Raw genomic sequence first — 21,190 nt, 5'->3', positions numbered from 1 at the left:
GCAGGCCCTGCAGAATGACCAAACATATAACGTTAAAAACCGGCGGCGACCCGCGTACGCTGCCAGATTATGCCGCCCTCCGCGATGAACTCAGTAAGCTTACACATCCTGCTCGCCCTGATGTGAACTGGCAATATGTCCAAAGACTCTGTCTATCAATGTTTGAACAGAACGGTGTGGAGTTGCAGACAGCAGCCTGGTACACCCTTGCCCGTACTCACCAGTCTGGATTAGCTGGCCTGAATGAAGGGCTGGCGATTCTGGAGGCCCTGATTAGCCGCCAGTGGGAAACTTTATGGCCGAAGACACAACACGCTCGTATGGAAATCCTTAGCGGCCTGAGCCAGCGCCTGCAGCAGCGCATGCGTATGCTTCCATTCAACAGCAGCCATCTTAGTGAGCTTTATCGTGCTGAAGCGTTACTTACCAGCCTGAGCGCGGTGCTCCAGCGCCTTGAGCTTAAACACCTTAGCCAGCTCGATACGTTACGAACGTTGATACGTTCAAATGCTGAACGGCTGGAAAGCAGTAATGAGACGTCCGATTTGAATGTGAACATGAAGCCCGATAGCGAATCGCCTCTGGAGAAAGCCGAACCGATCGAAGAGGTGAAATGGGTATATGTTGTGCATCAGGAAAATCAGCCGAATGGGGAGGATCGCACGACAGCCCCCGTGTCTGTCAGACAGTGGAAGCCCTTTTTTGCCGGGATGTGTTCCACGCTGGTGGTTTGTATCGCTGTGGCGTGGGGATGGGTTTCTTTGTCCAGACCCGACCCCCTGGCGACTCAGGCTTTTGCCTCTCTGGCTCCGTTACCCGAAGCGCTCACGCCTGTGCAGCAAAACGCGTTAACACTGCGAGGTACTTTACCGTCCACGTTTATCACAGACACGCAGCAGCAGCTTGCCCGCCTGGATAAACTGCCTCCTGACTGGAATATTTCCTACAGCCTTCAGCTGTTAAAGCAGCTCCAGACATTATGGCCGGAGGAGGCGAAACCGCTCACAATGCATTGGAAGCAAAAATTTAACGCGGCAGCGTTACCTGTCGACGCAATGAACAGCTGGTATCAGGGAATGATGACGCTTCAACAGCTGAGTCATCGGCTGAGTAGCCTGGACGAGCAAAAAGGAAAATACATCACGGTAAGCGAGCTTAAATCCGTAGTTTTTTCGACTATACAGTCATTTAACCAGACGATACCGGCTGAAGAACAACTCAGGCGCCTGTCGCAGCACCCAGCAGGAGACGCGCTTCCTGAAGCAGAAAAGACTCAACTGGAGTTGCGTCTTAAACAGCTGGCAACGCGTTACGCTCAAATAAAACAGGATTCTTCTGCTCAGTGAATTCTGGCGGTGGGCAAACGAATGTACTGGAAAAAGTGGGAGGGTAAAGTGTCCCCTGCAGGAATCGAACCTGCAACTAGCCCTTAGGAGGGGCTCGTTATATCCATTTAACTAAGGGGACGAGGCGGCACGAGTATAGCCTTATTTACACTTTGCGTTAAGCGCATCGCCGCCTGACTGCTCAAAGAGTCACCATTCAGGTCGATTTTTTTGTCGATTTATCATCATTTTCCCGTGCCTTAAGCTCAGCTTTGCGTTTGTTCGACATGTCGTTACGAATTTGGGCATGGCTTAACAGCGCGAAGATAAACGTTCCGCCGCAAATGTTTCCCGCCAGCGTCGGAAGGGCAAACGGCCAGAAGAAATCGCTCCAGTGAAGCGTACCGTTAAAGACCAGATAGAGGATTTCAACGGTACCGACCACAATATGCGTGGTGTCCGCCAGCGCAATCAGCCAGGTCATCAATATGATCACCACAATTTTGGCGCTTCCCGCTGAAGGAAACATCCAGACCATCGTGGCGATAATCCAGCCAGAGATGATGGCGTTTGAGAACATCTCGACCGGCGTGTTTTTCATTACGTCCATGCCGATTTTCACAAACGCATCCCTGGTGGGTTCATCAAAGATCGGCATATATTCAAACGCCCATGCCGCGATGCCCGTGCCGATAATATTACCCAGCAGGACCACGCTCCAGAGCCGCATCAATAAGCCGAAATTACCGAGTGTGGGGTTTTGCATCACCGGCAGAACGGCGGTCACCGTGTTTTCGGTAAACAGCTGCTGGCGGGCCATGATGACAATAATAAAGCCGAAGGTATAGCCGAGGTTTTCCAGTAAAAAACCACCGGGCACGCCTTCCAGCTGCACATGAAATATCCCTTTCGCAAGCAGAGATGCGCCCATTGATAGCCCGGCAGCGATGGCTGACCAGAAGAGGGCCATCGCGTCGCGCTCCATCTCTTTTTCACCATCCTGGCGTATATGCTCGTGGATGGCCATTGCGCGGGAGGGGAGGCGATCTTCATCAATTTCTATCTTCTCGCCGCGCGCCTTCTCCTCGCTTTCAATTTCAAGCTCCTCAGTGCTCTCGCCAATTTTTTCTTCGCCTACATCTTTCATATCTGCTCCCGGAGGTTGATCTTTCTGTTAAGCGTAGCGGCTTTTGTCGGGATGCCTGTGGGGATGCTCTTAATTTGGCTGCAATGACAACAAAGGTGATACATCTCTTTCAAAGACATTATAAAATTGCCAGCGAAACGAATTCCAAAAGCCAGGCTATGCTGAGATCAGAGTCACGGTGGTTACTGCCCGTAATTGTGCTCATAGACATCGGTAAACGTGCTGTTACAATCACTTGCACGTTTACAGACGGAGCGTCAACGGCTCCGTTACGGATGGCAATCAACGATAGCCATACTGAACAGGGAGATATTTATGAAACTTCGGCTGTCGGCGCTTGCGCTTGGCGCGACGATGCTTGTGGGCTGCGCCAGCTCCGGGGAGCAAACGGGACGCTCCGATCCTCTCGAAGGATTTAACCGCTCAATGTATAGCTTCAACTACAACGTACTGGACCCGTATGTGGTTCGTCCGGTGGCAGTAGCATGGCGCGATTATGTTCCACAACCCGCGCGTAACGGGTTAAGTAACTTTACCAGCAACCTCGAAGAGCCTGCGGTCATGGTGAACTACTTCCTGCAGGGCGACCCGTATCAGGGGATGGTCCACTTTACTCGCTTCTTCCTGAACTCCATTCTGGGGATGGGTGGCTTTATTGATGTTGCAGGTATGGCTAACCAGAAGCTGCAGCGTGAACAGCCGCACCGTTTCGGCAGTACGATGGGACACTATGGCGTCGGGTATGGTCCGTACGTGCATTTACCGTTCTACGGTAGTTTCACCCTCCGTGATGATGGCGGCGATATGGTGGATACGCTGTATCCGGTCCTGTCGTGGCTGACCTGGCCGCTGTCGGTGGGTAAATGGACGGTGGAAGGGATTGAAACTCGCGCGCAACTGCTCGACTCTGATGGTCTGCTGCGCCAGTCTTCTGATCCGTACATTATGGTGCGCGAAGCGTACTTCCAGAATCATGACTTTATTGCCAACGGCGGCAAGCTGAAGCCGGAAGAGAATCCAAACGCGAAAGCGATCGAAAACGAACTAAAAGATATCGATTCGGAGTAAATAAAAAAGGTGAGCAATGCTCACCTTTTTTGATTCCAGCGCGATTAGAACGCGTAGTTGAAGTTCATGCCGTACAGCCAGGCTTTACCTTCGGAAGAGAACTCATACGGACCTTCCTTGAAGTTAACTTTTTGACCGTGCATATAAGATATGCCCGCATCAATAGAAGCATCCTTGTTGAATGCATAGGTCGCACCAGCGCTCAGCCAGAAGCGGTCCTGATCGGGAATCGAGATAGAGCGTTTGTCTGCTGGTACCGGACTATCATCGAAGGCAATACCGGTGCGGAATGTCCAGTTGTCATCCATATAGTAGGTTGTCCCCAGCGCGATGCGGTAAGCATCACGGAAGCTCTCATCTTTATAGAAGAGCGTGTCGCCGTTGCTATTGGTCGCCTTCAGCTCCTGGAACTGGCTCCAGCTGGTGTAGGTCAGGCTATAGTGAACTGCCCACTGTGGCGCCACTTTGTTATAACCTGACAATTCCCACATTTCTGGTAAGTGCAGGCTCAGAGAGCCGCCAGTGGTTTGTCCATTGGTTCCCATCGGAAGACCGAAGTTGCCGAGGATCTGGTTATAAGCAGAAGGGAGGCTGCTTTTGTAATCTCCATCAAAGTCGATTTTTACTTCGGAACGGTAGGTTAAGCCGTAACGGTTGTTTTTATCGAGTTCATAAAGGATACCGGCGTTCCAGCCAAAGCCCCACTCATCGCCCTTCAGATAAGCGATCTGAGTATCTGCTGGGATACCAGCCACACGCTGTGCCAGGGCTGGTGGAAGTGCGCCTGAGCCAGCGACGACTTTGCCCAGATCGCCCGCGTAACGTTCGATCTTCGCTTTAGCATACACAGCGTCAAAGCCAACGCCGAAACTCCAGTGATTATCCAGACGGTAAGCACCGCTCAGGTTCAGGTTCAGGGTTTCGAGGTCGGTTTTACCGCCAAACGCCCCAGCTGCATAGTCGTTATTGAACTCGGTTGCTAAACCGTAGTTAGAGGTCACGGATGCGCCCCAGCCGAACTGGTCGTTAATCGGCGCCACAAAGTGCATGTTTGGAACCCATGCCGTTGGGGCAATGTTATCCGATTTCAGATCGGCACCTGTCGGAGAACGGCCCGAGATATCAACACCTGGATCGACAAAAATTGCTCCGGCAGAGAAGGTCGGACGATCGAACATCATGATCAACGCGGGGTTACGACTCGCGTTACCCGCATCATCAGCAATGGCGCCTTCCCCTGAATACGCGCGGCCAAGGCCAGAGGAAGAAAATTCGTTTAACTGAAAGCCCGCTGACCAGGCGGAAGTGGAGACGAGTGCCACTGCGACTGCCAGCGCAGTCTTGTTGAACAGGGTTTTCTGGCTCATGACCATAACCTCATTGAGTTATTTTTATTCAATAATTGTTACATACCGTAACAGGAGCGCGAAGTGTAGGGTCTGAGGTATGACAGACAAATCAGACCAGTGGCCAGAGTATAGGTCCGACCAGCCTGAATGTTGCAAGTTTGTTTATTAATATTTTCAAACATGTTTCGTGAAACGAGATCTGGTTGGCAAAATTGTGACCATCGCGACTCACCCAAAAGGGTGGTTTTTGTTTTAGATCATTTTTTAGTGTGATATTGGTCACTTAACCGGTTTTGCGCCATTAACGGCTGGAGAGAGCCCGCGCCGGGGCGTAAAATATCAGCATCGTGTTTATCTCGCGCTCTGCGCGAATACAGAGGAAATTGAGCTATGAGTAAATGCAGTGCTGATGAAACCCCGGTTTGCTGCTGTATGGATGTTGGGACCATCATGGACAACTCCGATTGCACCGCGTCTTACAGCCGCGTGTTCGCTACCCACGCTGAAGCGGAAGAGACCCTGACCGCGCTGAGCAAGCGTGCGCGTGACGTTGAATCCGATCCGTGTGAAATCAAGTCAACCTTTACCGAAGTGGAAGGCGGCGTGAAGCTGGATATTGACTTTGTTTTCGCCTGCGAAGCGGAAACGCTGATTTTCCAGCTGGGCCTGCGTTAATTTCTGCGGTCGGATCCCTCTCCCTAACACTCTGCCACGGGAGAGGGCTCAAACATCAAAAACGGTAACCTCAGGGTTACCGTTTTGCTTTTATCACGCCGGCATTTTCTTTTTCTTCTCTGTGTTTTAGCTCGCACTTTTTCGTTTCCCCGATTGGCTGAATGTAAAAAAATGGTTAAGACTATTATCAGGTCAGACCACTTTATGTTGGCGAAAATTTTTTACAGGGGAGTGTTATGAGTCAGGCATTACCGCTTATTACCCGTCAGGGCGATCGCATTGCCATAGTCAGTGGATTGCGCACGCCGTTTGCGCGTCAGGCAACGGCGTTTCATGGCATACCGGCCGTTGACCTGGGCAAAATGGTAGTGGGGGAGATGCTGGCTCGCAGCGAAATTCCGCCGGAGGTTATCGAACAGCTGGTCTTCGGCCAGGTCGTGCAGATGCCTGAAGCTCCCAACATTGCGCGTGAAATCGTCCTGGGTACCGGGATGAACGTCCATACCGATGCCTACAGCGTCAGTCGCGCCTGCGCGACCAGCTTCCAGGCCGTGGCTAACGTCGCTGAAAGCCTGATGGCGGGTACGATTCGCGCCGGGATCGCGGGTGGAGCGGATTCCTCTTCGGTGCTGCCGATTGGCGTGAGTAAAAAGCTGGCGCGCATCCTGGTGGATGTCAATAAAGCCCGCACGACGGGTCAGAAACTCAAGCTCTTCTCGCGTTTACGCCTGCGCGACCTCATGCCCGTGCCGCCTGCCGTAGCGGAATACTCCACCGGCCTGCGCATGGGCGATACCGCCGAGCAGATGGCAAAAACGTACGGCATTACCCGCGAGCAGCAGGATGCCCTGGCGCATCGCTCGCACCAGCTTGCGGCAAAAGCCTGGTCGGAAGGCAAGCTGACCGACGAGGTCATGACCGCCTATATCCCCCCTTACCGTGAACCGCTCGCGGAGGACAACAATATTCGCGGCACCTCAACGCTGGCGGATTACGCCAAACTGCGCCCGGCGTTTGACCGCAAGCACGGCACGGTGACGGCGGCGAACAGTACGCCGCTGACGGATGGCGCCGCCGCCGTGATCCTGATGACCGAATCCCGCGCGAAGGAGCTGGGCATCACTCCCCTGGGCTACTTACGCAGCTATGCCTTCACCGCCATTGATGTCTGGCAGGACATGCTGTTAGGTCCGGCGTGGTCCACTCCGCTGGCGCTGGAGCGCGCGGGGCTGACGCTGGCCGATTTAACCCTGATTGATATGCACGAAGCGTTTGCCGCGCAAACCCTGGCAAACGTACAGCTGTTGGCAAGCGAGCGTTTCGCGCGCGATGTGCTGGGCCGCGCCCATGCCACGGGCGAAGTGGATCAGAGTAAATTCAACGTGCTGGGCGGCTCTATCGCCTACGGTCATCCGTTTGCCGCCACAGGGGCGAGGATGATCACGCAAACATTACATGAACTCCGTCGCCGCGGCGGAGGGTTTGGCCTCGTTACCGCCTGTGCGGCGGGTGGCCTTGGCGCAGCAATGGTTCTGGAGGCTGAATAATGGATATGCCATCTGCATTTAATCTGACGGTTCGCCTCGATAACGTGGCCGTTATCACTATTGATGTGCCTGATGAAAAGATGAATACCCTGAAGGCCGAATTTGGTGTTCAGGTGCGCGCGATGCTAAAGCAGATCCGCGACAACAAAGCGATTCGTGGTCTGGTCTTTATCTCTGCCAAGCCGGATAACTTTATCGCCGGCGCGGATATCAACATGATCGCCCGGGCGCAAAGCGCTCTGGAAGCCGAAGAGCTGGCGCGTCAGGGCCAGCAGGTGATGGCGGAGATCGGCGGCCTGCCGATCCCGGTCATTGCCGCAATCCACGGCGCTTGTCTGGGCGGTGGGCTTGAGCTGGCGCTGGCCTGTCACAGCCGGATTTGCACCGACGATGCGAAAACGATTCTGGGCCTGCCGGAAGTGCAGCTGGGCCTGCTGCCTGGCTCCGGCGGAACGCAACGGTTGCCGCGTCTGGTGGGCGTTAGCACGGCACTGGAGATGATCTTAACCGGTAAACAGCTGCGTGCCCGTCAGGCGCTGAAAGCCGGTCTGGTCGATGACGTCGTGCCGCAGTCCATTTTGCTGGAGGCCGCCGTTGAGCTTGCGCTGAAAGGGCGTCAGGCAAAACGTCCTCTGCCGGTACGCGAGCGCGTGCTGGCCGGTCCGCTGGGAAGAACGCTCCTGTTCAACATGGTGGGCAAAAAGACCGAACAAAAAACCAAAGGCAATTACCCGGCGGCAAAGCGGATCCTGGAAGTGATCGAAACCGGGCTGTCGCAGGGCAGCAGCAGCGGCTATGCAGCGGAGGCCAAAGCCTTTGGCGAACTGGCGATGACGCCGCAGTCACAGGCGCTGCGCAGCATCTTCTTCGCCAGCACGGACGTGAAAAAAGATCCGGGCAGCGAGGCTGAGCCTGCGCCGCTGCGTGCCGTTGGCGTACTGGGTGGGGGGCTTATGGGCGGTGGTATCGCTTTTGTTACCGCCAGCAAAGGCAAATTGCCTGTACGAATCAAAGACATTAATCCTAAGGGGATCAACCACGCCCTGCAGTACAGCTGGCAGAACCTTGATCAAAAGGTCAAGCGCCGCCATATCAAGGCAAGCGAGCGTGATAAAACCCTGGCGATGATCTCCGGTACGACGGATTACAGCGGTTTTGCGCACCGCGATCTGGTGATTGAAGCCGTATTTGAAGATCTGGCGCTTAAACAACAGATGGTGGCAGACGTTGAGCAACATTGCGCCCCGCATACCATTTTTGCCTCCAATACGTCGTCATTGCCGATTGGCGATATCGCGGCGAAAGCCGCGCGTCCTGAGCAGGTGATTGGGCTGCACTTCTTTAGCCCGGTCGAAAAAATGCCGCTGGTGGAAGTTATTCCGCACGCGACTACCAGTCCGCAAACTGTTGCCACCGTGGTGAAGCTGGCGAAAAAACAGGGCAAAACCCCGATTGTGGTAGCGGACAAAGCTGGCTTCTACGTCAACCGCATTCTGGCTCCCTACATTAATGAAGCAATGCGGTTACTGACGGAAGGGGAGAAGATTGAGCACGTCGACGAGGCGCTGGTAAAGTTTGGTTTCCCCGTTGGCCCAATCCAACTTTTGGATGAGGTGGGAATAGACACCGGCACTAAAATTATACCAGTGCTTGAAGCCGCATATGGCGATCGTTTTAGCCCACCTGCAAACATTGTTTCTGCGATTTTGAAGGACGATCGCAAAGGCAGAAAAAATGAACGCGGTTTCTATCTTTACGGCGCGAAAGGGCGTAAAAGCAGGAAACAGGTCGACCCTTCGGTATATGGACTCATTTCGACTACGGGTCAGGGAAAACTCTCCGCCGTTCAGTGCGCTGAGCGCTGCGTGATGATGATGCTCAATGAAGCGGCGCGCTGTTTTGATGAGCAGGTAATCAAGAGCGCGCGCGATGGCGACATTGGCGCGGTATTTGGCATTGGCTTCCCGCCGTTCCTTGGCGGCCCGTTCCGTTACATGGATACGCTCGGCGCGGGTGAAGTGGTTGCTATCCTGCAACGTCTGGCTTCGCAATATGGTCCACGGTTTACACCGTGTGACGAATTATTGCAGATGGCGGAACGCGGCCAGACATTTTGGCCTGCAAGGGAAACTGTCCTCGTAAGCTGAGGTCAAAGAAGGGTAAATCCTGAAGTGAATGGACCTGTTCTGGCGATTTTGTAAACAGAGATTGACTATACTTACGCCATTGAGGTAAAAAACAGCGTTTCATTCACCGAATGGATCAGGCACAATGCCCGGCCATCGGGTTTTCTACCTCTCAGCATTTATCGCGGGTAGTTAACGCCGGTGATTCTGGTTAACAAAAGCGGTGCAATATGCAAGTTTTTATCATGCGTCACGGCGACGCGGCACTCGATGCCGCCAGTGACTCAGTACGTCCTTTGACCGTCTGCGGCTGCGACGAATCTCGTCTGATGGCGACCTGGCTTAACGGTCAAAAAGTGGACATTGAACGCGTTCTGGTGAGTCCGTTCCTGCGTGCAGAACAGACGCTGGAGGTGGTAGGGGAGTGTATGAACCTGCCGACCAGTGTGGATGTTCTGCCTGAACTCACCCCGTGTGGCGATGTAGGCCTTGTCAGCGCTTATCTTCAGGCGCTGTGCAATGAAGGTGTCGCTTCCGCGCTGGTCATTTCCCACCTGCCACTGGTTGGCTATCTGGTATCTGAGCTGTGCCCGGGCGAGACCCCGCCGATGTTCACGACATCCGCCATTGCCAATGTTTCTCTCGACGAAACGGGCAAAGGCGTCTTCAACTGGCAAATGAGCCCGTGCAACCTGAAGATGGCAAAAGCGATCTGACGTGACGTGCGATATGGCGGGGGCAATGTGCTTCCCGCCATTCTGTCAGGGCAACTCTGGCGGCTGCCACTCTTCCACTTCAATCAACACCAGCAACGCGGCATCTCCGCCGTACTCTTTCGGTGCCTGATGAAAAGCCATTACGTGTGGGTGCTGAGCCAGCCACAGCGGCGTCTGTTGCTTCAGAATATGTTTACCGTGGCCGTGCATCACGCAGGCGCAAAAAACGTGTTCGCGGCGACAGGCCGCGATCAACGCGCCCAGCTCCTGTTTCGCCTGCATCTGCGTTAAGCCGTGGAGATCGAGAAACAGCTCCGGCGAGTAATCTCCGCGGCGTAACTTTTTCAGCTCAAAATGGCTGACGTCTTCGCGCACGTACTTCACGGCCCCCTGCGTATTGAGCAGCGGCTGAAATTCATCTGAAAAATAGTGGCTGTTATCCGCCTGCTCCTGCAGCAGACGCTTGACCGGGACTTCGCTGATTTTTTTGCGCTGCGGGCGATGGACAATCGTGTCCTGCATGATTTTCCGCGTCCCGGTCATTAGCTGGCGGAAGAGCGCCTGATCCTCCTCGCTGAGCGATGTTTTCTTTTTCATTCGTCATTCTCATCTCGTATTTCCGATAGTGTACCCGACTAAACGCATTTTTTAACCTCAAGCAGTACGCGTCATTGCTGATTTATCGCCGTCTTCATGGCAAACTAGCCGCCGAAAATTATGCGAGCATGCCCTGGAGGAAAGAGTGGATAAAATATTTGTCGATGAAGCAGTAAACGAGCTGCATACCATACAGGACATGTTGCGCTGGTCGGTTAGCCGCTTCAGCGCCGCCAATATCTGGTACGGACACGGTACCGATAACCCGTGGGATGAGGCCGTGCAGCTGGTGCTGCCGTCTCTCTATCTGCCGCTGGATATTCCTGAAGACATGCGCACCGCGCGCCTGACCTCCAGCGAAAAACACCGCATCGTTGAGCGTGTGATCCGCCGCGTGAACGAGCGCATTCCGGTCGCCTACCTGACCAACAAAGCCTGGTTCTGCGGTCACGAGTTCTATGTCGATGAACGCGTGCTGGTGCCGCGCTCGCCGATTGGCGAGCTGATCAACAACCATTTCGAAGGTCTGATTAACCATCAGCCGCAGCATATTCTGGATATGTGTACCGGTAGCGGCTGTATCGCCATCGCCTGTGCTTACGCCTTCCCGGAAGCGGAAGTTGACGCCGTCGATATCTCCACCGACGCGCTGGCCGTGACCGAGCACAACATTGAAGAGCACGGTCTGATCCATCACGTTACGCCGATTCGCTCCGACCTGTTCCGCGATCTGCCGACGCTGCAGTACGATCTGATCGTTACCAACCCGCCGTACGTCGATGCGGAAGACATGTCCGATCTGCCGAACGAATACCGTCACGAGCCGGAGCTCGGTCTGGCGTCAGGCTCTGACGGCCTGAAGCTGACGCGCCGCATTCTGGCCTGCGCGCCGGATTACCTGACCGACGACGGCGTTCTGATTTGTGAAGTGGGCAACAGCATGGTACATCTGATAGAGCAGTACCCGGATGTGCCGTTCACCTGGCTTGAGTTCGACAACGGCGGTGACGGCGTCTTTATGCTGACCAAAGCGCAGCTGCTCGACGCGCGCGAACACTTCAGCATCTATAAAGATTAATCCAGCGGGCTTCGGCCCGTTTCACAACGCTCAAACACAAACAACAACATCGGAGCCGTGATGGCAGGAAACAGTATTGGACAGTTATTCCGCGTGACCACCTTTGGCGAGTCACACGGGCTGGCGCTGGGCTGTATCGTTGATGGCGTACCGCCAGGCATCGAACTGACCGAAGCCGATTTACAGCACGACCTCGACCGTCGTCGCCCGGGCACCTCTCGCTACACCACGCAGCGTCGCGAGCCGGACCAGGTCAAAATTCTCTCCGGCGTCTTTGAAGGTCGCACCACCGGGACCAGCATCGGTCTGCTGATCGAAAACACCGATCAGCGCTCCCAGGACTACGGCGCCATCAAAGACGTCTTCCGTCCGGGCCACGCCGACTACACCTACGAACAAAAGTATGGCTTCCGCGACTATCGCGGCGGCGGACGTTCTTCCGCGCGTGAAACCGCGATGCGCGTGGCGGCAGGGGCGATTGCTAAGAAATACCTGCAGCAGAAATTTGGCATCGTTATCCGCGGCTGTCTGACCCAGATGGGCGACATTCCGCTGGCGATCAAGGACTGGGAGCAGGTTGAACAAAACCCGTTCTTCTGCGCCGATGCCGACAAGCTTGAGGCGCTGGACGAACTGATGCGCGGCCTGAAAAAAGAGGGCGACTCCATTGGCGCGAAAGTGACCGTGGTGGCAGACGGCGTCCCGGCGGGCTGGGGCGAGCCGGTATTTGACCGTCTCGACGCCGACATTGCCCACGCGCTGATGAGCATCAACGCGGTGAAGGGCGTAGAGATTGGCGACGGCTTTGACGTGGTTCAGCTTCGCGGCAGCCAAAACCGCGATGAGATTACGAAAGCGGGCTTCCAGAGCAACCATGCGGGCGGCATCCTGGGCGGTATCAGCAGCGGGCAGCAGATTGTTGCCAATATCGCGCTGAAGCCAACTTCCAGCATTACCGTGCCGGGCCACACGATTAACCGCGATGGCGAAGAAGTTGAGATGATCACCAAAGGACGTCACGATCCGTGCGTGGGGATCCGCGCGGTGCCGATCGCGGAAGCGATGCTGGCGATCGTGCTGATGGATCACTTCCTGCGCCAGCGCGCGCAGAATGCGGATGTGACGACCACCATTCCACGCTGGTAAACATGAAAAAAACCGCAATTGCTCTGCTGGCGCTGCTTGCCAGTGGAGCCAGTCTGGCCGCGACGCCATGGCAAAAAATCACTCATCCGGTGGCGGGGAGCGCGCAGTCCATTGGCGCCTTTTCCAACGGCTGTATCGTCGGTGCCCAGGAGCTTCCTCTCCAGTCTGATACCTATCAGGTGATGCGCACCGATCAGCGACGTTATTTCGGCCACCCGGATCTGGTGCTGTTCATCCAGCGGCTGGGCAATCAGGTGCATAACCTGGGGCTGGGCACGATGCTGATTGGCGATATGGGGATGCCTGCCGGCGGCCGTTTTAACGGTGGACACGCCAGCCACCAGACCGGACTGGATGTCGATATCTTCCTGCAGCTGCCGAAAGCCCGCTGGACCTCCGCCCAACTGCTGAAACCGCAGGCGCTGGATCTGGTGGCGAGCGACGGTAAGCGCGTTGTGCCATCACTCTGGACGCGGGACGTATCCAGCATGATCAAGCTGGCGGCAGAAGATAATGACGTCACGCGGATTTTCGTCAACCCGGCCATCAAGCAGCAGCTCTGCCTGGATGCCGGAACCGATCGCGACTGGCTGCGTAAAGTGCGCCCGTGGTTCCAGCATCGTGCGCACATGCACGTTCGTCTGCGCTGCCCGGCGAACAGCCTGGAATGTGAGGATCAGCCGCTGCCACCGCCTGGCGATGGTTGCGGTTACGAACTGCAAAGCTGGTTTGAACCGGCAAAACCTGGAACCTCTAAGCCTGAGAAGAAGACACCGCCTCCGTTGCCGCCTTCCTGCCAGGCGCTACTGGATGAGCATGTACTTTAATGGATAATTTCGTCGATCTGTTTATGGTGTCACCGCTGCTACTGGTGGTGCTGTTCTTTGTGGCCATGCTGGCCGGTTTTATCGACGCGCTCGCGGGCGGCGGCGGGTTGTTAACCGTGCCCGCGCTGCTGGCGGCGGGCATGAGCCCGGCGCAGGCGCTTGCCACCAACAAGCTGCAGGCCTGCGGCGGCTCGCTCTCGGCGTCGCTCTATTTTATCCGCCGTAAGGTGGTGAGCCTGGCCGATCAGAAGCTCAATATCCTGATGACCTTTATCGGCTCCACGTCGGGCGCGCTGCTGGTTCAGCACGTGCAGTCCGATATTTTGCGCCAGATCCTGCCGATTCTGGTCATCTGCATCGGGCTTTACTTCCTGCTGATGCCAAAGCTCGGTGAAGAAGACCGCCAGCGTCGCCTGTACGGCCTGCCGTTTGCCCTGGTTGCCGGGGGCAGCGTGGGTTTTTACGACGGTTTCTTCGGGCCGGGGGCGGGTTCATTTTATGCGCTGGCGTTCGTGACGCTGGCCGGGTTTAACCTCGCCAAATCCACCGCCCATGCCAAAGTGCTCAACGCGACCTCAAACGTCGGCGGCCTGCTGCTGTTTATCATTGGCGGCAAGGTTATCTGGGCAACCGGATTTGTGATGATGGCAGGGCAGTTCCTGGGCGCTCGCGCGGGCTCGCGTCTGGTATTAAGCAAAGGACAAAAACTTATTCGCCCGATGATCGTCATCGTCTCGGCCGTAATGAGCGCCAAACTTCTTTATGACAGCCATGGACAGGAGATCCTCATCTGGTTGGGGATGCACTAATGAACAGTACGCATAAATACGAACAGCTGATTGAGATTTTCGACGGCTGTTTTGCTGACGATTTTAATACCCGTCTGATTAAAGGCGACGACGAACCGATCTATCTTCCTGCTGATGCAGATGTTCCGTATAACCGCATCGTCTTTGCCCACGGCTTTTATGCCAGCGGCTTGCACGAGATTTCGCACTGGTGCATCGCGGGGAAAGCGCGGCGCGAGCTGGTGGACTTCGGTTACTGGTACTGCCCGGACGGACGTGATGCCGCCACTCAGGGCCAGTTTGAAGATGTGGAAGTGAAACCGCAGGCGCTGGAATGGCTATTCTGCGTCGCGGCGGGTTTCCCGTTCAACGTCAGCTGTGACAACCTCGAAGGCGACTTCGAGCCAGACCGTATCGTCTTCCAGCGCCGCGTTCACGCGCAGGTGATGGAATACCTTGAGAAAGGCATCCCGGCACGTCCGGCACACCTGATCGAGGCCTTACAGAATTATTACCACACGCCGGTTATCACGGCGGAATGCTTCCCTTGGCCGGAAGATCTTTAACAGAGGAAAGAAGATGATCGCAGAATTTGAATCACGCATTCTGGCGTTAATTGATGACATGGTGGAACACGCCAGCGATGATGAGCTGTTCGCCAGCGGTTATCTGCGTGGTCACCTGACGCTCGCGGTAGCCGAGCTGGAAGCAGGTGACGATCACTCTGCCGACGCTGTTCATGAGGAAGTGACCCGCAGTCTGGAGAAAGCCATTCAGGCCGGGGAGCTCTCTCCGCGCGATCAGTCTCTGGTGTTAGGCATGTGGGACACTTTGTTCCAGCAGGCGAAAGCGAAGTAAGTGTTTCACGTCCCTCTCCCTTGGGAGAGGGACGTGGGAGGGCACCAGACCGCACCCTACTTAACCTTCTTCCCCTTCAGCAGTTTCCGTACCCACAATCGATTCGGATTCAGCCCCGCAAGCGTAACCCTGTCCAGTGGGATCGGCTCGCCGCTCATTTGCGCGGCTAATACTTCTGCCAGCAGCGGCGCGGAACACAGCCCGCGAGATCCTAATCCACCCAGCATAAACAGCTCCGGATACACCGGCGAGGCCGCCGCCGTTTCCTTGCGTTCAGCAAGATCCTGATAGGCCTCAAGCGTCGCATCATAGTCCGGCACATTTCCCGCCATCGGCAGATGATCGCGGGTGGCGCAGCGCACGCCGCAGCGCGCGTCACCCTCGCTGACGTCAACCTCTTTCGCCCACGTCGCATCCGGGAAACAGTCAATCAGGCGCTGGCGGTTCTGGGCCTGATCCGCTTCGCTGTAGCGCATATCCGTTTCGCCACGATGATAGCTGGCCCCAATGCAGTGGTGGCCGTTAGACGGATTTTGCGGCGTCAGATAGCCGTCATAGCAAAGCACCTGGCGCAGTTTGCCGAGCGCAGGCGCGGTGGAAATATGGCTTACCTGGCCGCCGACCGGATAAACCGGCAATGACTCTGTCTGGATAAACTGGCTGATGTGATGCCCGTTTGCCAGCACAACGCTGGCATGACTCGCCTCTTTGCCATCGGCAAAACGCAGATTCCAGCGTTCTGTCCGGCTCAACGATTCAACCTTGCGAGCATAATGCGCCGTCAGCCCGCGCGACTGCGCCAGGGCAATGGCTGCCGCGGTCAGTTCAGCCGGGTACAGCCAGCCGCCGAGCGGATACTGAATGCCCCCACACCCGGTTTCCACGCCAGCGGTCTCTGCCACCTCTTGCGCACTTACCGCACGGGCAATCTCGTCAGGCAGACCCAGCGACAGCATCTGCGTGATTTTTTGCTGGCTCTTTTCATCCCAGCCGAGCTGCGTCACGCCGCACCAGTCATGGTCAAACGCCACCGGCAGGGCATCGTACAGGCGACGAGCGAAGGTAAATGCCGCCGGGAAAAAACGGAACAGGGCCGGGTCGTGCACGCTTAAAAGCGGATAGAGCGCCCCCTGGCGGTTGCCGGACGCGCCGCTTGCTGGCGCGTCGTCAGCACAGTAGAGCGTGACCTGCCAGCCGCGGTGGAGAAGCGCGAGAGACAGCAGGGCGCTGGCGATCCCCCCGCCAACTATCGCCACCTCACGGGATGCGCTGGCGCGGCGCGCAAACCAGGGTGCACTGGCGGGGATATTCAGCGTCTGCTCCATTCTGCCGACCAGCATGTCGCGCTTGCGGCCAAAACCTTTGGTTTTCTGCATGGTAAAGCCCGCCTCCTGCAGTCCGCGGCGGACAAAGCCTGCCGAGGTGAAGGTGGCAAGCGTTGCGCCCGGGCGCGCCAGCCGCGCCATCGCGCTAAACAGATGCTGGCTCCACATGTCCGGGTTTTTGGCGGGGGCAAAGCCGTCAAGGAACCAGGCGTCCACCGTCTGATTCATCGAATCATCGAGCGTATCGGTCAGGTCATTGATGTCGCCAAGCCATAAATCCAGCGTCACGCGTCCGCCGTCCAGAATCAGACGATGGCAGCCGCCGATGTGGGGCGGCCACTGCGCCTGAAGCTGCTCCGCCCAGGCTGCAAGCTCTGGCCAGCGCTGATGAGCGAGCCGCAGATCGTGCGCGGTGAGCGGGAATTTTTCGAAACTGATGAAATGTAATCTTTGTAGCGTAGCCTCAGGGTGGGCAGCGTGAAACTGGTCAAACGCCTGCCAGAGGGTCAGAAAATTGAGCCCGGTGCCGAATCCGCTTTCCGCGACCACAAACAGGCTCCGCGGATGCTCCGGGAAGCGGGTGCTGAGCTGGTTTCCGTCGAGGAAAACATAGCGAGTTTCTTCGAGTCCGTTATCATTAGAAAAATAGACATCATCAAAATCTCGGGAAACAGGTGTACCCTCAGCGTTGAATTCGAGGTTGGCGGGTTGTATAGCGTTTTGTTTCACGTAAGTTACTCGTCTGACAGGCAGTGGCACGATCTTAACGATGTGAGTCCATCGGTGCAAATTTCCGCAGAAAATGTCTGATCGGACTTGTTCGGCGTACAAGTGTACGCTATTGTGCGACTCGAAACTTACTATAGTGCGACTTACAGAGGTATTGAATGAAACGTGCAGTGATTACTGGCCTGGGCATTGTTTCCAGCATCGGTAATAACCAGCAGGAAGTCCTGGCATCTCTGCGTGAAGGACGCTCCGGGATCACTTTCTCTGAAGAGTTTAAAGATTCAGGTATGCGTAGCCACGTATGGGGTAACGTCAAACTGGACACCACCGGTTTGATTGACCGCAAAGTGGTTCGTTTCATGAACGATGCCTCTATTTATGCTTATCTCTCCATGCAGGAAGCGATCAAAGATTCCGGCCTGAGCGAAGAGGTTTATCAGAACAACCCGCGCGTGGGTCTGATCGCCGGTTCCGGCGGCTCATCAAAAGCGCAGGTATTCGGCGCTGACGCAATGCGTAGCCCGCGTGGTCTGAAAGCAGTAGGTCCGTACGTGGTAACAAAAGCCATGGGTTCTGCGGTTTCCGCGTGCCTGGCGACCCCATTCAAAATCCACGGTGTGAACTACTCCATCAGCTCCGCGTGTGCGACTTCCGCGCACTGCATCGGTAATGCTGTTGAGCAGATCCAGCTGGGTAAACAGGACATCGTATTTGCTGGCGGCGGCGAAGAGCTGGGCTGGGAAATGGCCTGTGAATTCGACGCGATGGGCGCACTGTCCACCAGGTACAATGAGACCCCGGACAAAGCTTCCCGTACCTATGATGCGCACCGTGACGGTTTCGTTATCGCGGGCGGCGGCGGTATGGTTGTGGTTGAAGAGCTGGAGCATGCCCTGGCACGTGGCGCGCATATCTACGCTGAAATCGTGGGCTACGGTGCGACGTCTGACGGCGCCGACATGGTTGCGCCATCCGGCGAAGGCGCGGTGCGCTGCATGAAGATGGCGATGCACGGCGTTGACACCCCAATCGACTACCTGAACTCCCACGGTACCTCTACTCCGGTAGGCGACGTGAAAGAACTGGGTGCGATCCGTGAAGTCTTCGGCGACAACAGCCCGGCGATCTCCGCGACCAAAGCCATGACCGGCCACTCGCTGGGTGCGGCTGGCGTGCAGGAAGCGATCTACTCTCTGCTGATGCTGGAAAACGGCTTTATCGCGCCAAGCATCAACATTGATGAGATGGACGAGCAGGCTGCTGGCCTGAACATCGTGACCAAACCAATGGACGCGACGCTGACCACCGTCATGTCAAACAGCTTCGGCTTTGGTGGCACCAACGCCACGCTGGTTATGCGTAAGCTGAAAGCATAAGTTTTACGTTTGATTCCGGAAGGGAGCCATAAGGCTCCCTTTTTTATGCATTGACAAGCGGCTGATCTCACAGGCAAACTTCACCCCTCAACATTATCCTCACGATAATGCGTAAGCGTTTAACGTCAACCAACGCACCTTAATCCTGATTATCAGGTAGAGGGGGCGTGGCATTTCCCCGCCTTACTCTTCATTTCGGAGTAAAGCATGACTGCAGTAACTCAAACAGAAACAACCCCTTCAGCGAACGTCTCGCTGTTCCGTATCGCTTTCGCGGTATTTCTGACCTATATGACCGTTGGCCTGCCGCTGCCGGTGATCCCGCTGTTCGTTCATCAGGAGCTGGGCTATGGCAACACCATGGTCGGCATTGCCGTTGGCATTCAGTTTTTAGCCACGGTATTGACCCGCGGCTACGCCGGACGGCTGGCGGATCAGCACGGTGCAAAACGCTCGGCGTTACAGGGAATGTTTGCCTGTGGGCTGGCGGGCGGCGCATGGCTGCTGGCTGCTCTCCTGCCGGTAGATGCCGCGTATAAGTTTGCGCTGCTGGTGCTGGGCCGTTTAATCCTTGGCTTTGGTGAAAGCCAGCTGCTGACCGGCACCTTGACCTGGGGAATGGGGCTGGTGGGGCCCGCACGCTCCGGCAAGGTGATGTCCTGGAACGGTATGGCCATCTATGGCGCGCTGGCCGCAGGCGCACCGCTTGGACTGCTGATCAATAGCCAGTTTGGGTTTGCGGCGCTGGCTGCCACCACGATGGCTTTACCCCTGCTGGCGTGGGCGTTTAACGGCTCGGTGCGTAAGGTGCCCGCGCACAAAGGCGAGCGACCTTCCCTGTGGAGCGTGGTAGGCCAGATCTGGCAGCCGGGTCTTGGCCTGGCGCTGCAGGGGGTGGGTTTTGCGGTGATCGGTACCTTCGTCTCGCTCTATTTTATGAGCCGCGGCTGGGCGATGGCCGGTTTTACGCTTACCGCGTTTGGCGGCGCGTTTGTGCTGATGCGTGTCTTCTTCGGCTGGATGCCGGATCGCTTCGGCGGCGTGAAGATGGCGGTGGCGTCGCTGGTGATTGAGACTATCGGTCTGCTGCTGCTGTGGAATGCACCCGTGGCATCCGTTGCGCTGCTCGGCGCGGCGCTAACCGGCTGCGGCTGTTCACTGATCTTCCCGGCGCTGGGCGTTGAAGTGGTGAAGCGCGTGGCCCCGCAGGTGCGCGGTACGGCGCTGGGCGGCTATGCGGCGTTTCAGGATATCTCATACGGGGTAACCGGACCGCTGGCCGGGGTGTTAGCCACCTCGTTTGGCTATCCGTCCGTCTTTCTGGCCGGTGCGGTTTCTGCGGTGGTTGGGATCGTGGTCACGCTGGTGGCGTTTCGCAGATCGTAGTTTTTGCCCGGTGGCGCTTCGCTTACCGGGCCTACAACCGCACTAGCCGTAGGCCGGGTAAGGCGAAGCCGCCACCCGGCAGTGTTAAGCAACCAGCCAGAAAATCGCCAGCGCAATCAGTAGCGCAATAAACATCAACCCCGGACGCGCAGAGAGCGTTCTGAACGTCTCGACGACCGGCGCAAACAGCGGGCTGTAGATCGGCTGAATGTTTCTCACCTCCGGCACGCCGCCCTCGCGCTCGGCGCGGCGAACGAAGATTTGATTGAGCAGATCCTGCACCTGCGCGGTGGTCAGTACCGTTTGCGGCGTGGCTTGCCAGTTTTGCTGGGCGTAATCCAGGATGACTTCAAATTCGTGCGGCTCAAGCGGCTGCTTCAGTGCCGCCTGGACGGTATGCAGGGTAGGGGTATTCTGGGTGCTGAGCGTCTGGCGCGCCTGGAGCCAGGTCACCAGATGAGTAAACTGTTTGGCCGGGATTAACTCACCCGCCTTCACGCCGGACAGCTCCAGCATGGATTGCCAGATAAGCTTCGTCGGTTCGCCGGTGGCCGCAGCCAGCTTCGTCACCATCTGCTTGAGCGTGTTGTGCTCGGCTGGCAGCAGCGGACGCTCGGTTGCCGGGCGCACCTGAGGCTGCGGGATTGACAGCTCGTTGTTCTGCAGCAGGGTCAGCACGGTTTTGAGCTGGTCGGGCGTCAGCTGGCCCAGCGCGGTCTGACCATACTGCTGGCGAATAAAATCGCTCACCGCCTGGCGGTTATTACCCTGGCCCAGCAGCTCCGTCAGCTGAGCAACAATCTGGCGCGTGGTGTGGTTCTGCTGCGCGGTATTAATACGCTGGTTCAGGTTTTGCTCGGCCGCAGGGAAATGGCGCGACTGCAGAGGTGCGTCGTTCCTCACGCCTAAATCATGCTTTACCCCGGCCCAGACTTCCGCGTTTTGCTGTGAAGTCAGCGCAATCAGGCGCGTGATCAGTCGCTCCAGCACGGTGCGCTGTTGCGTGGATAGCGGTTGTTCACCGGCAACGTTTGGCGTGACAGGGCCTTCACCCGGAGGGCGTGGCGGCGTACCTGAAATGGGCTGCATCGTCAAAAATCCTTAAAGTCAAAACTCAGCGTAAACCA

The 21,190-nt window shown here is 56.5% G+C and carries 19 protein-coding genes and 1 tRNA gene; 14 read left to right on the top strand and 6 right to left on the bottom strand.

Going from position 1 to position 21,190, the window contains the following annotated elements:
• The first annotated feature begins 14 nt into the window (after positions 1-14).
• Entirely contained in the window at positions 15-1,346 is a 1,332-nt protein-coding gene (locus SPG90_RS11275) for a VasL domain-containing protein (RefSeq protein ID WP_126303502.1), read from the top strand.
• A 49-nt stretch (positions 1,347-1,395) separates the two neighbouring features.
• On the opposite strand, the gene SPG90_RS11270 is transcribed toward SPG90_RS11275, so the two are convergent.
• Both SPG90_RS11270 and SPG90_RS11265 read right to left on the bottom strand, forming a co-directional pair.
• A tRNA-Arg gene (locus SPG90_RS11270) sits at positions 1,396-1,467 on the bottom strand.
• A gap of 75 nt (positions 1,468-1,542) precedes the next feature.
• Positions 1,543-2,472 (bottom strand): formate/nitrite transporter family protein, encoded by a 930-nt coding sequence (locus SPG90_RS11265; protein WP_029740160.1) that lies wholly within the window; start codon positions 2,470-2,472, stop codon positions 1,543-1,545.
• Positions 2,473-2,787: 315 nt separating this feature from the next.
• On the opposite strand from SPG90_RS11265, the gene mlaA reads away from it, so the two are divergent.
• A complete protein-coding gene (gene mlaA / locus SPG90_RS11260; protein ID WP_023312585.1) occupies positions 2,788-3,540 on the top strand; it encodes a phospholipid-binding lipoprotein MlaA in 753 nt (250 codons plus the stop codon).
• 44 nt (positions 3,541-3,584) lie between these two features.
• Here mlaA and fadL read toward each other — a convergent pair whose 3' ends face one another.
• Positions 3,585-4,907, bottom strand: a complete 1,323-nt coding sequence (fadL, locus tag SPG90_RS11255; RefSeq protein ID WP_023312584.1) for a long-chain fatty acid transporter FadL — start codon at positions 4,905-4,907, stop codon at positions 3,585-3,587.
• 372 nt (positions 4,908-5,279) lie between these two features.
• Here fadL and SPG90_RS11250 point away from each other — a divergent pair, with 372 nt between their 5' ends.
• From SPG90_RS11250 to sixA, 4 genes are all read left to right on the top strand, one after another.
• Entirely contained in the window at positions 5,280-5,564 is a 285-nt protein-coding gene (locus SPG90_RS11250) for a YfcZ/YiiS family protein (protein ID WP_126303501.1), read from the top strand.
• Between the two features lie 236 nt (positions 5,565-5,800).
• On the top strand, positions 5,801-7,111 hold the full coding sequence (gene fadI / locus SPG90_RS11245) for an acetyl-CoA C-acyltransferase FadI (protein ID WP_047174229.1): 1,311 nt from the start codon (positions 5,801-5,803) through the stop codon (positions 7,109-7,111).
• A complete protein-coding gene (fadJ, locus tag SPG90_RS11240) occupies positions 7,111-9,258 on the top strand; it encodes a fatty acid oxidation complex subunit alpha FadJ (protein ID WP_126303500.1) in 2,148 nt (715 codons plus the stop codon). Before fadI ends, fadJ begins: the two co-directional genes overlap by 1 nt.
• A 209-nt stretch (positions 9,259-9,467) precedes the next feature.
• Positions 9,468-9,953 (top strand): phosphohistidine phosphatase SixA, encoded by a 486-nt coding sequence (gene sixA, locus SPG90_RS11235; protein WP_023312580.1) that lies wholly within the window; start codon positions 9,468-9,470, stop codon positions 9,951-9,953.
• Positions 9,954-9,998: 45 nt separating this feature from the next.
• On the opposite strand, the gene smrB is transcribed toward sixA, so the two are convergent.
• Positions 9,999-10,550, bottom strand: a complete 552-nt coding sequence (gene smrB, locus SPG90_RS11230; RefSeq protein WP_023312579.1) for an endonuclease SmrB — start codon at positions 10,548-10,550, stop codon at positions 9,999-10,001.
• A 145-nt stretch (positions 10,551-10,695) separates the two neighbouring features.
• On the opposite strand from smrB, the gene prmB reads away from it, so the two are divergent.
• The 6 genes from prmB to SPG90_RS11200 are packed head-to-tail and all read left to right on the top strand — an operon-like array spanning position 10,696 to position 15,247.
• Positions 10,696-11,628 (top strand): 50S ribosomal protein L3 N(5)-glutamine methyltransferase, encoded by a 933-nt coding sequence (gene prmB, locus SPG90_RS11225; protein WP_023312578.1) that lies wholly within the window; start codon positions 10,696-10,698, stop codon positions 11,626-11,628.
• 60 nt (positions 11,629-11,688) lie between these two features.
• Complete coding sequence (gene aroC, locus SPG90_RS11220) at positions 11,689-12,774, top strand: chorismate synthase (protein ID WP_047174231.1); 1,086 nt, start codon at positions 11,689-11,691, stop codon at positions 12,772-12,774.
• A 2-nt stretch (positions 12,775-12,776) separates the two neighbouring features.
• Positions 12,777-13,601: a penicillin-insensitive murein endopeptidase gene (mepA, locus tag SPG90_RS11215; RefSeq protein WP_045402648.1), complete on the top strand. Its 825-nt coding sequence runs from the start codon at positions 12,777-12,779 to the stop codon at positions 13,599-13,601.
• A complete protein-coding gene (locus SPG90_RS11210) occupies positions 13,601-14,410 on the top strand; it encodes a sulfite exporter TauE/SafE family protein (protein WP_045402650.1) in 810 nt (269 codons plus the stop codon). Before mepA ends, SPG90_RS11210 begins: the two co-directional genes overlap by 1 nt.
• Positions 14,410-14,955: an elongation factor P hydroxylase gene (locus SPG90_RS11205; protein WP_126303499.1), complete on the top strand. Its 546-nt coding sequence runs from the start codon at positions 14,410-14,412 to the stop codon at positions 14,953-14,955. Before SPG90_RS11210 ends, SPG90_RS11205 begins: the two co-directional genes overlap by 1 nt.
• A gap of 13 nt (positions 14,956-14,968) precedes the next feature.
• The gene (locus SPG90_RS11200; protein WP_045402655.1) at positions 14,969-15,247 is read left to right on the top strand and encodes a YfcL family protein; all 279 of its coding nucleotides are present in this window, start codon (positions 14,969-14,971) and stop codon (positions 15,245-15,247) included.
• Between the two features lie 56 nt (positions 15,248-15,303).
• On the opposite strand, the gene mnmC is transcribed toward SPG90_RS11200, so the two are convergent.
• Complete coding sequence (gene mnmC, locus SPG90_RS11195) at positions 15,304-17,301, bottom strand: bifunctional tRNA (5-methylaminomethyl-2-thiouridine)(34)-methyltransferase MnmD/FAD-dependent 5-carboxymethylaminomethyl-2-thiouridine(34) oxidoreductase MnmC (RefSeq protein WP_126303498.1); 1,998 nt, start codon at positions 17,299-17,301, stop codon at positions 15,304-15,306.
• Between the two features lie 158 nt (positions 17,302-17,459).
• Here mnmC and fabB point away from each other — a divergent pair, with 158 nt between their 5' ends.
• Together fabB and SPG90_RS11185 are read left to right on the top strand one after the other, a co-directional pair.
• On the top strand, positions 17,460-18,677 hold the full coding sequence (fabB, locus tag SPG90_RS11190) for a beta-ketoacyl-ACP synthase I (RefSeq protein WP_045402666.1): 1,218 nt from the start codon (positions 17,460-17,462) through the stop codon (positions 18,675-18,677).
• 207 nt (positions 18,678-18,884) lie between these two features.
• Positions 18,885-20,063, top strand: a complete 1,179-nt coding sequence (locus tag SPG90_RS11185; RefSeq protein ID WP_322408141.1) for an MFS transporter — start codon at positions 18,885-18,887, stop codon at positions 20,061-20,063.
• 84 nt (positions 20,064-20,147) lie between these two features.
• Here the strand turns inward: SPG90_RS11185 and flk are convergent, their stop codons facing one another.
• Positions 20,148-21,152 (bottom strand): flagella biosynthesis regulator Flk, encoded by a 1,005-nt coding sequence (gene flk, locus SPG90_RS11180; protein ID WP_126303496.1) that lies wholly within the window; start codon positions 21,150-21,152, stop codon positions 20,148-20,150.
• Between the last annotated feature and the right edge of the window lie 38 nt (positions 21,153-21,190).

This window comes from Enterobacter sp. D2 (genome assembly GCF_034427575.1).
GTDB lineage: Bacteria > Pseudomonadota > Gammaproteobacteria > Enterobacterales > Enterobacteriaceae > Enterobacter > Enterobacter cloacae_M.
This window is presented reverse-complemented; position numbering and strand designations above follow the sequence as displayed.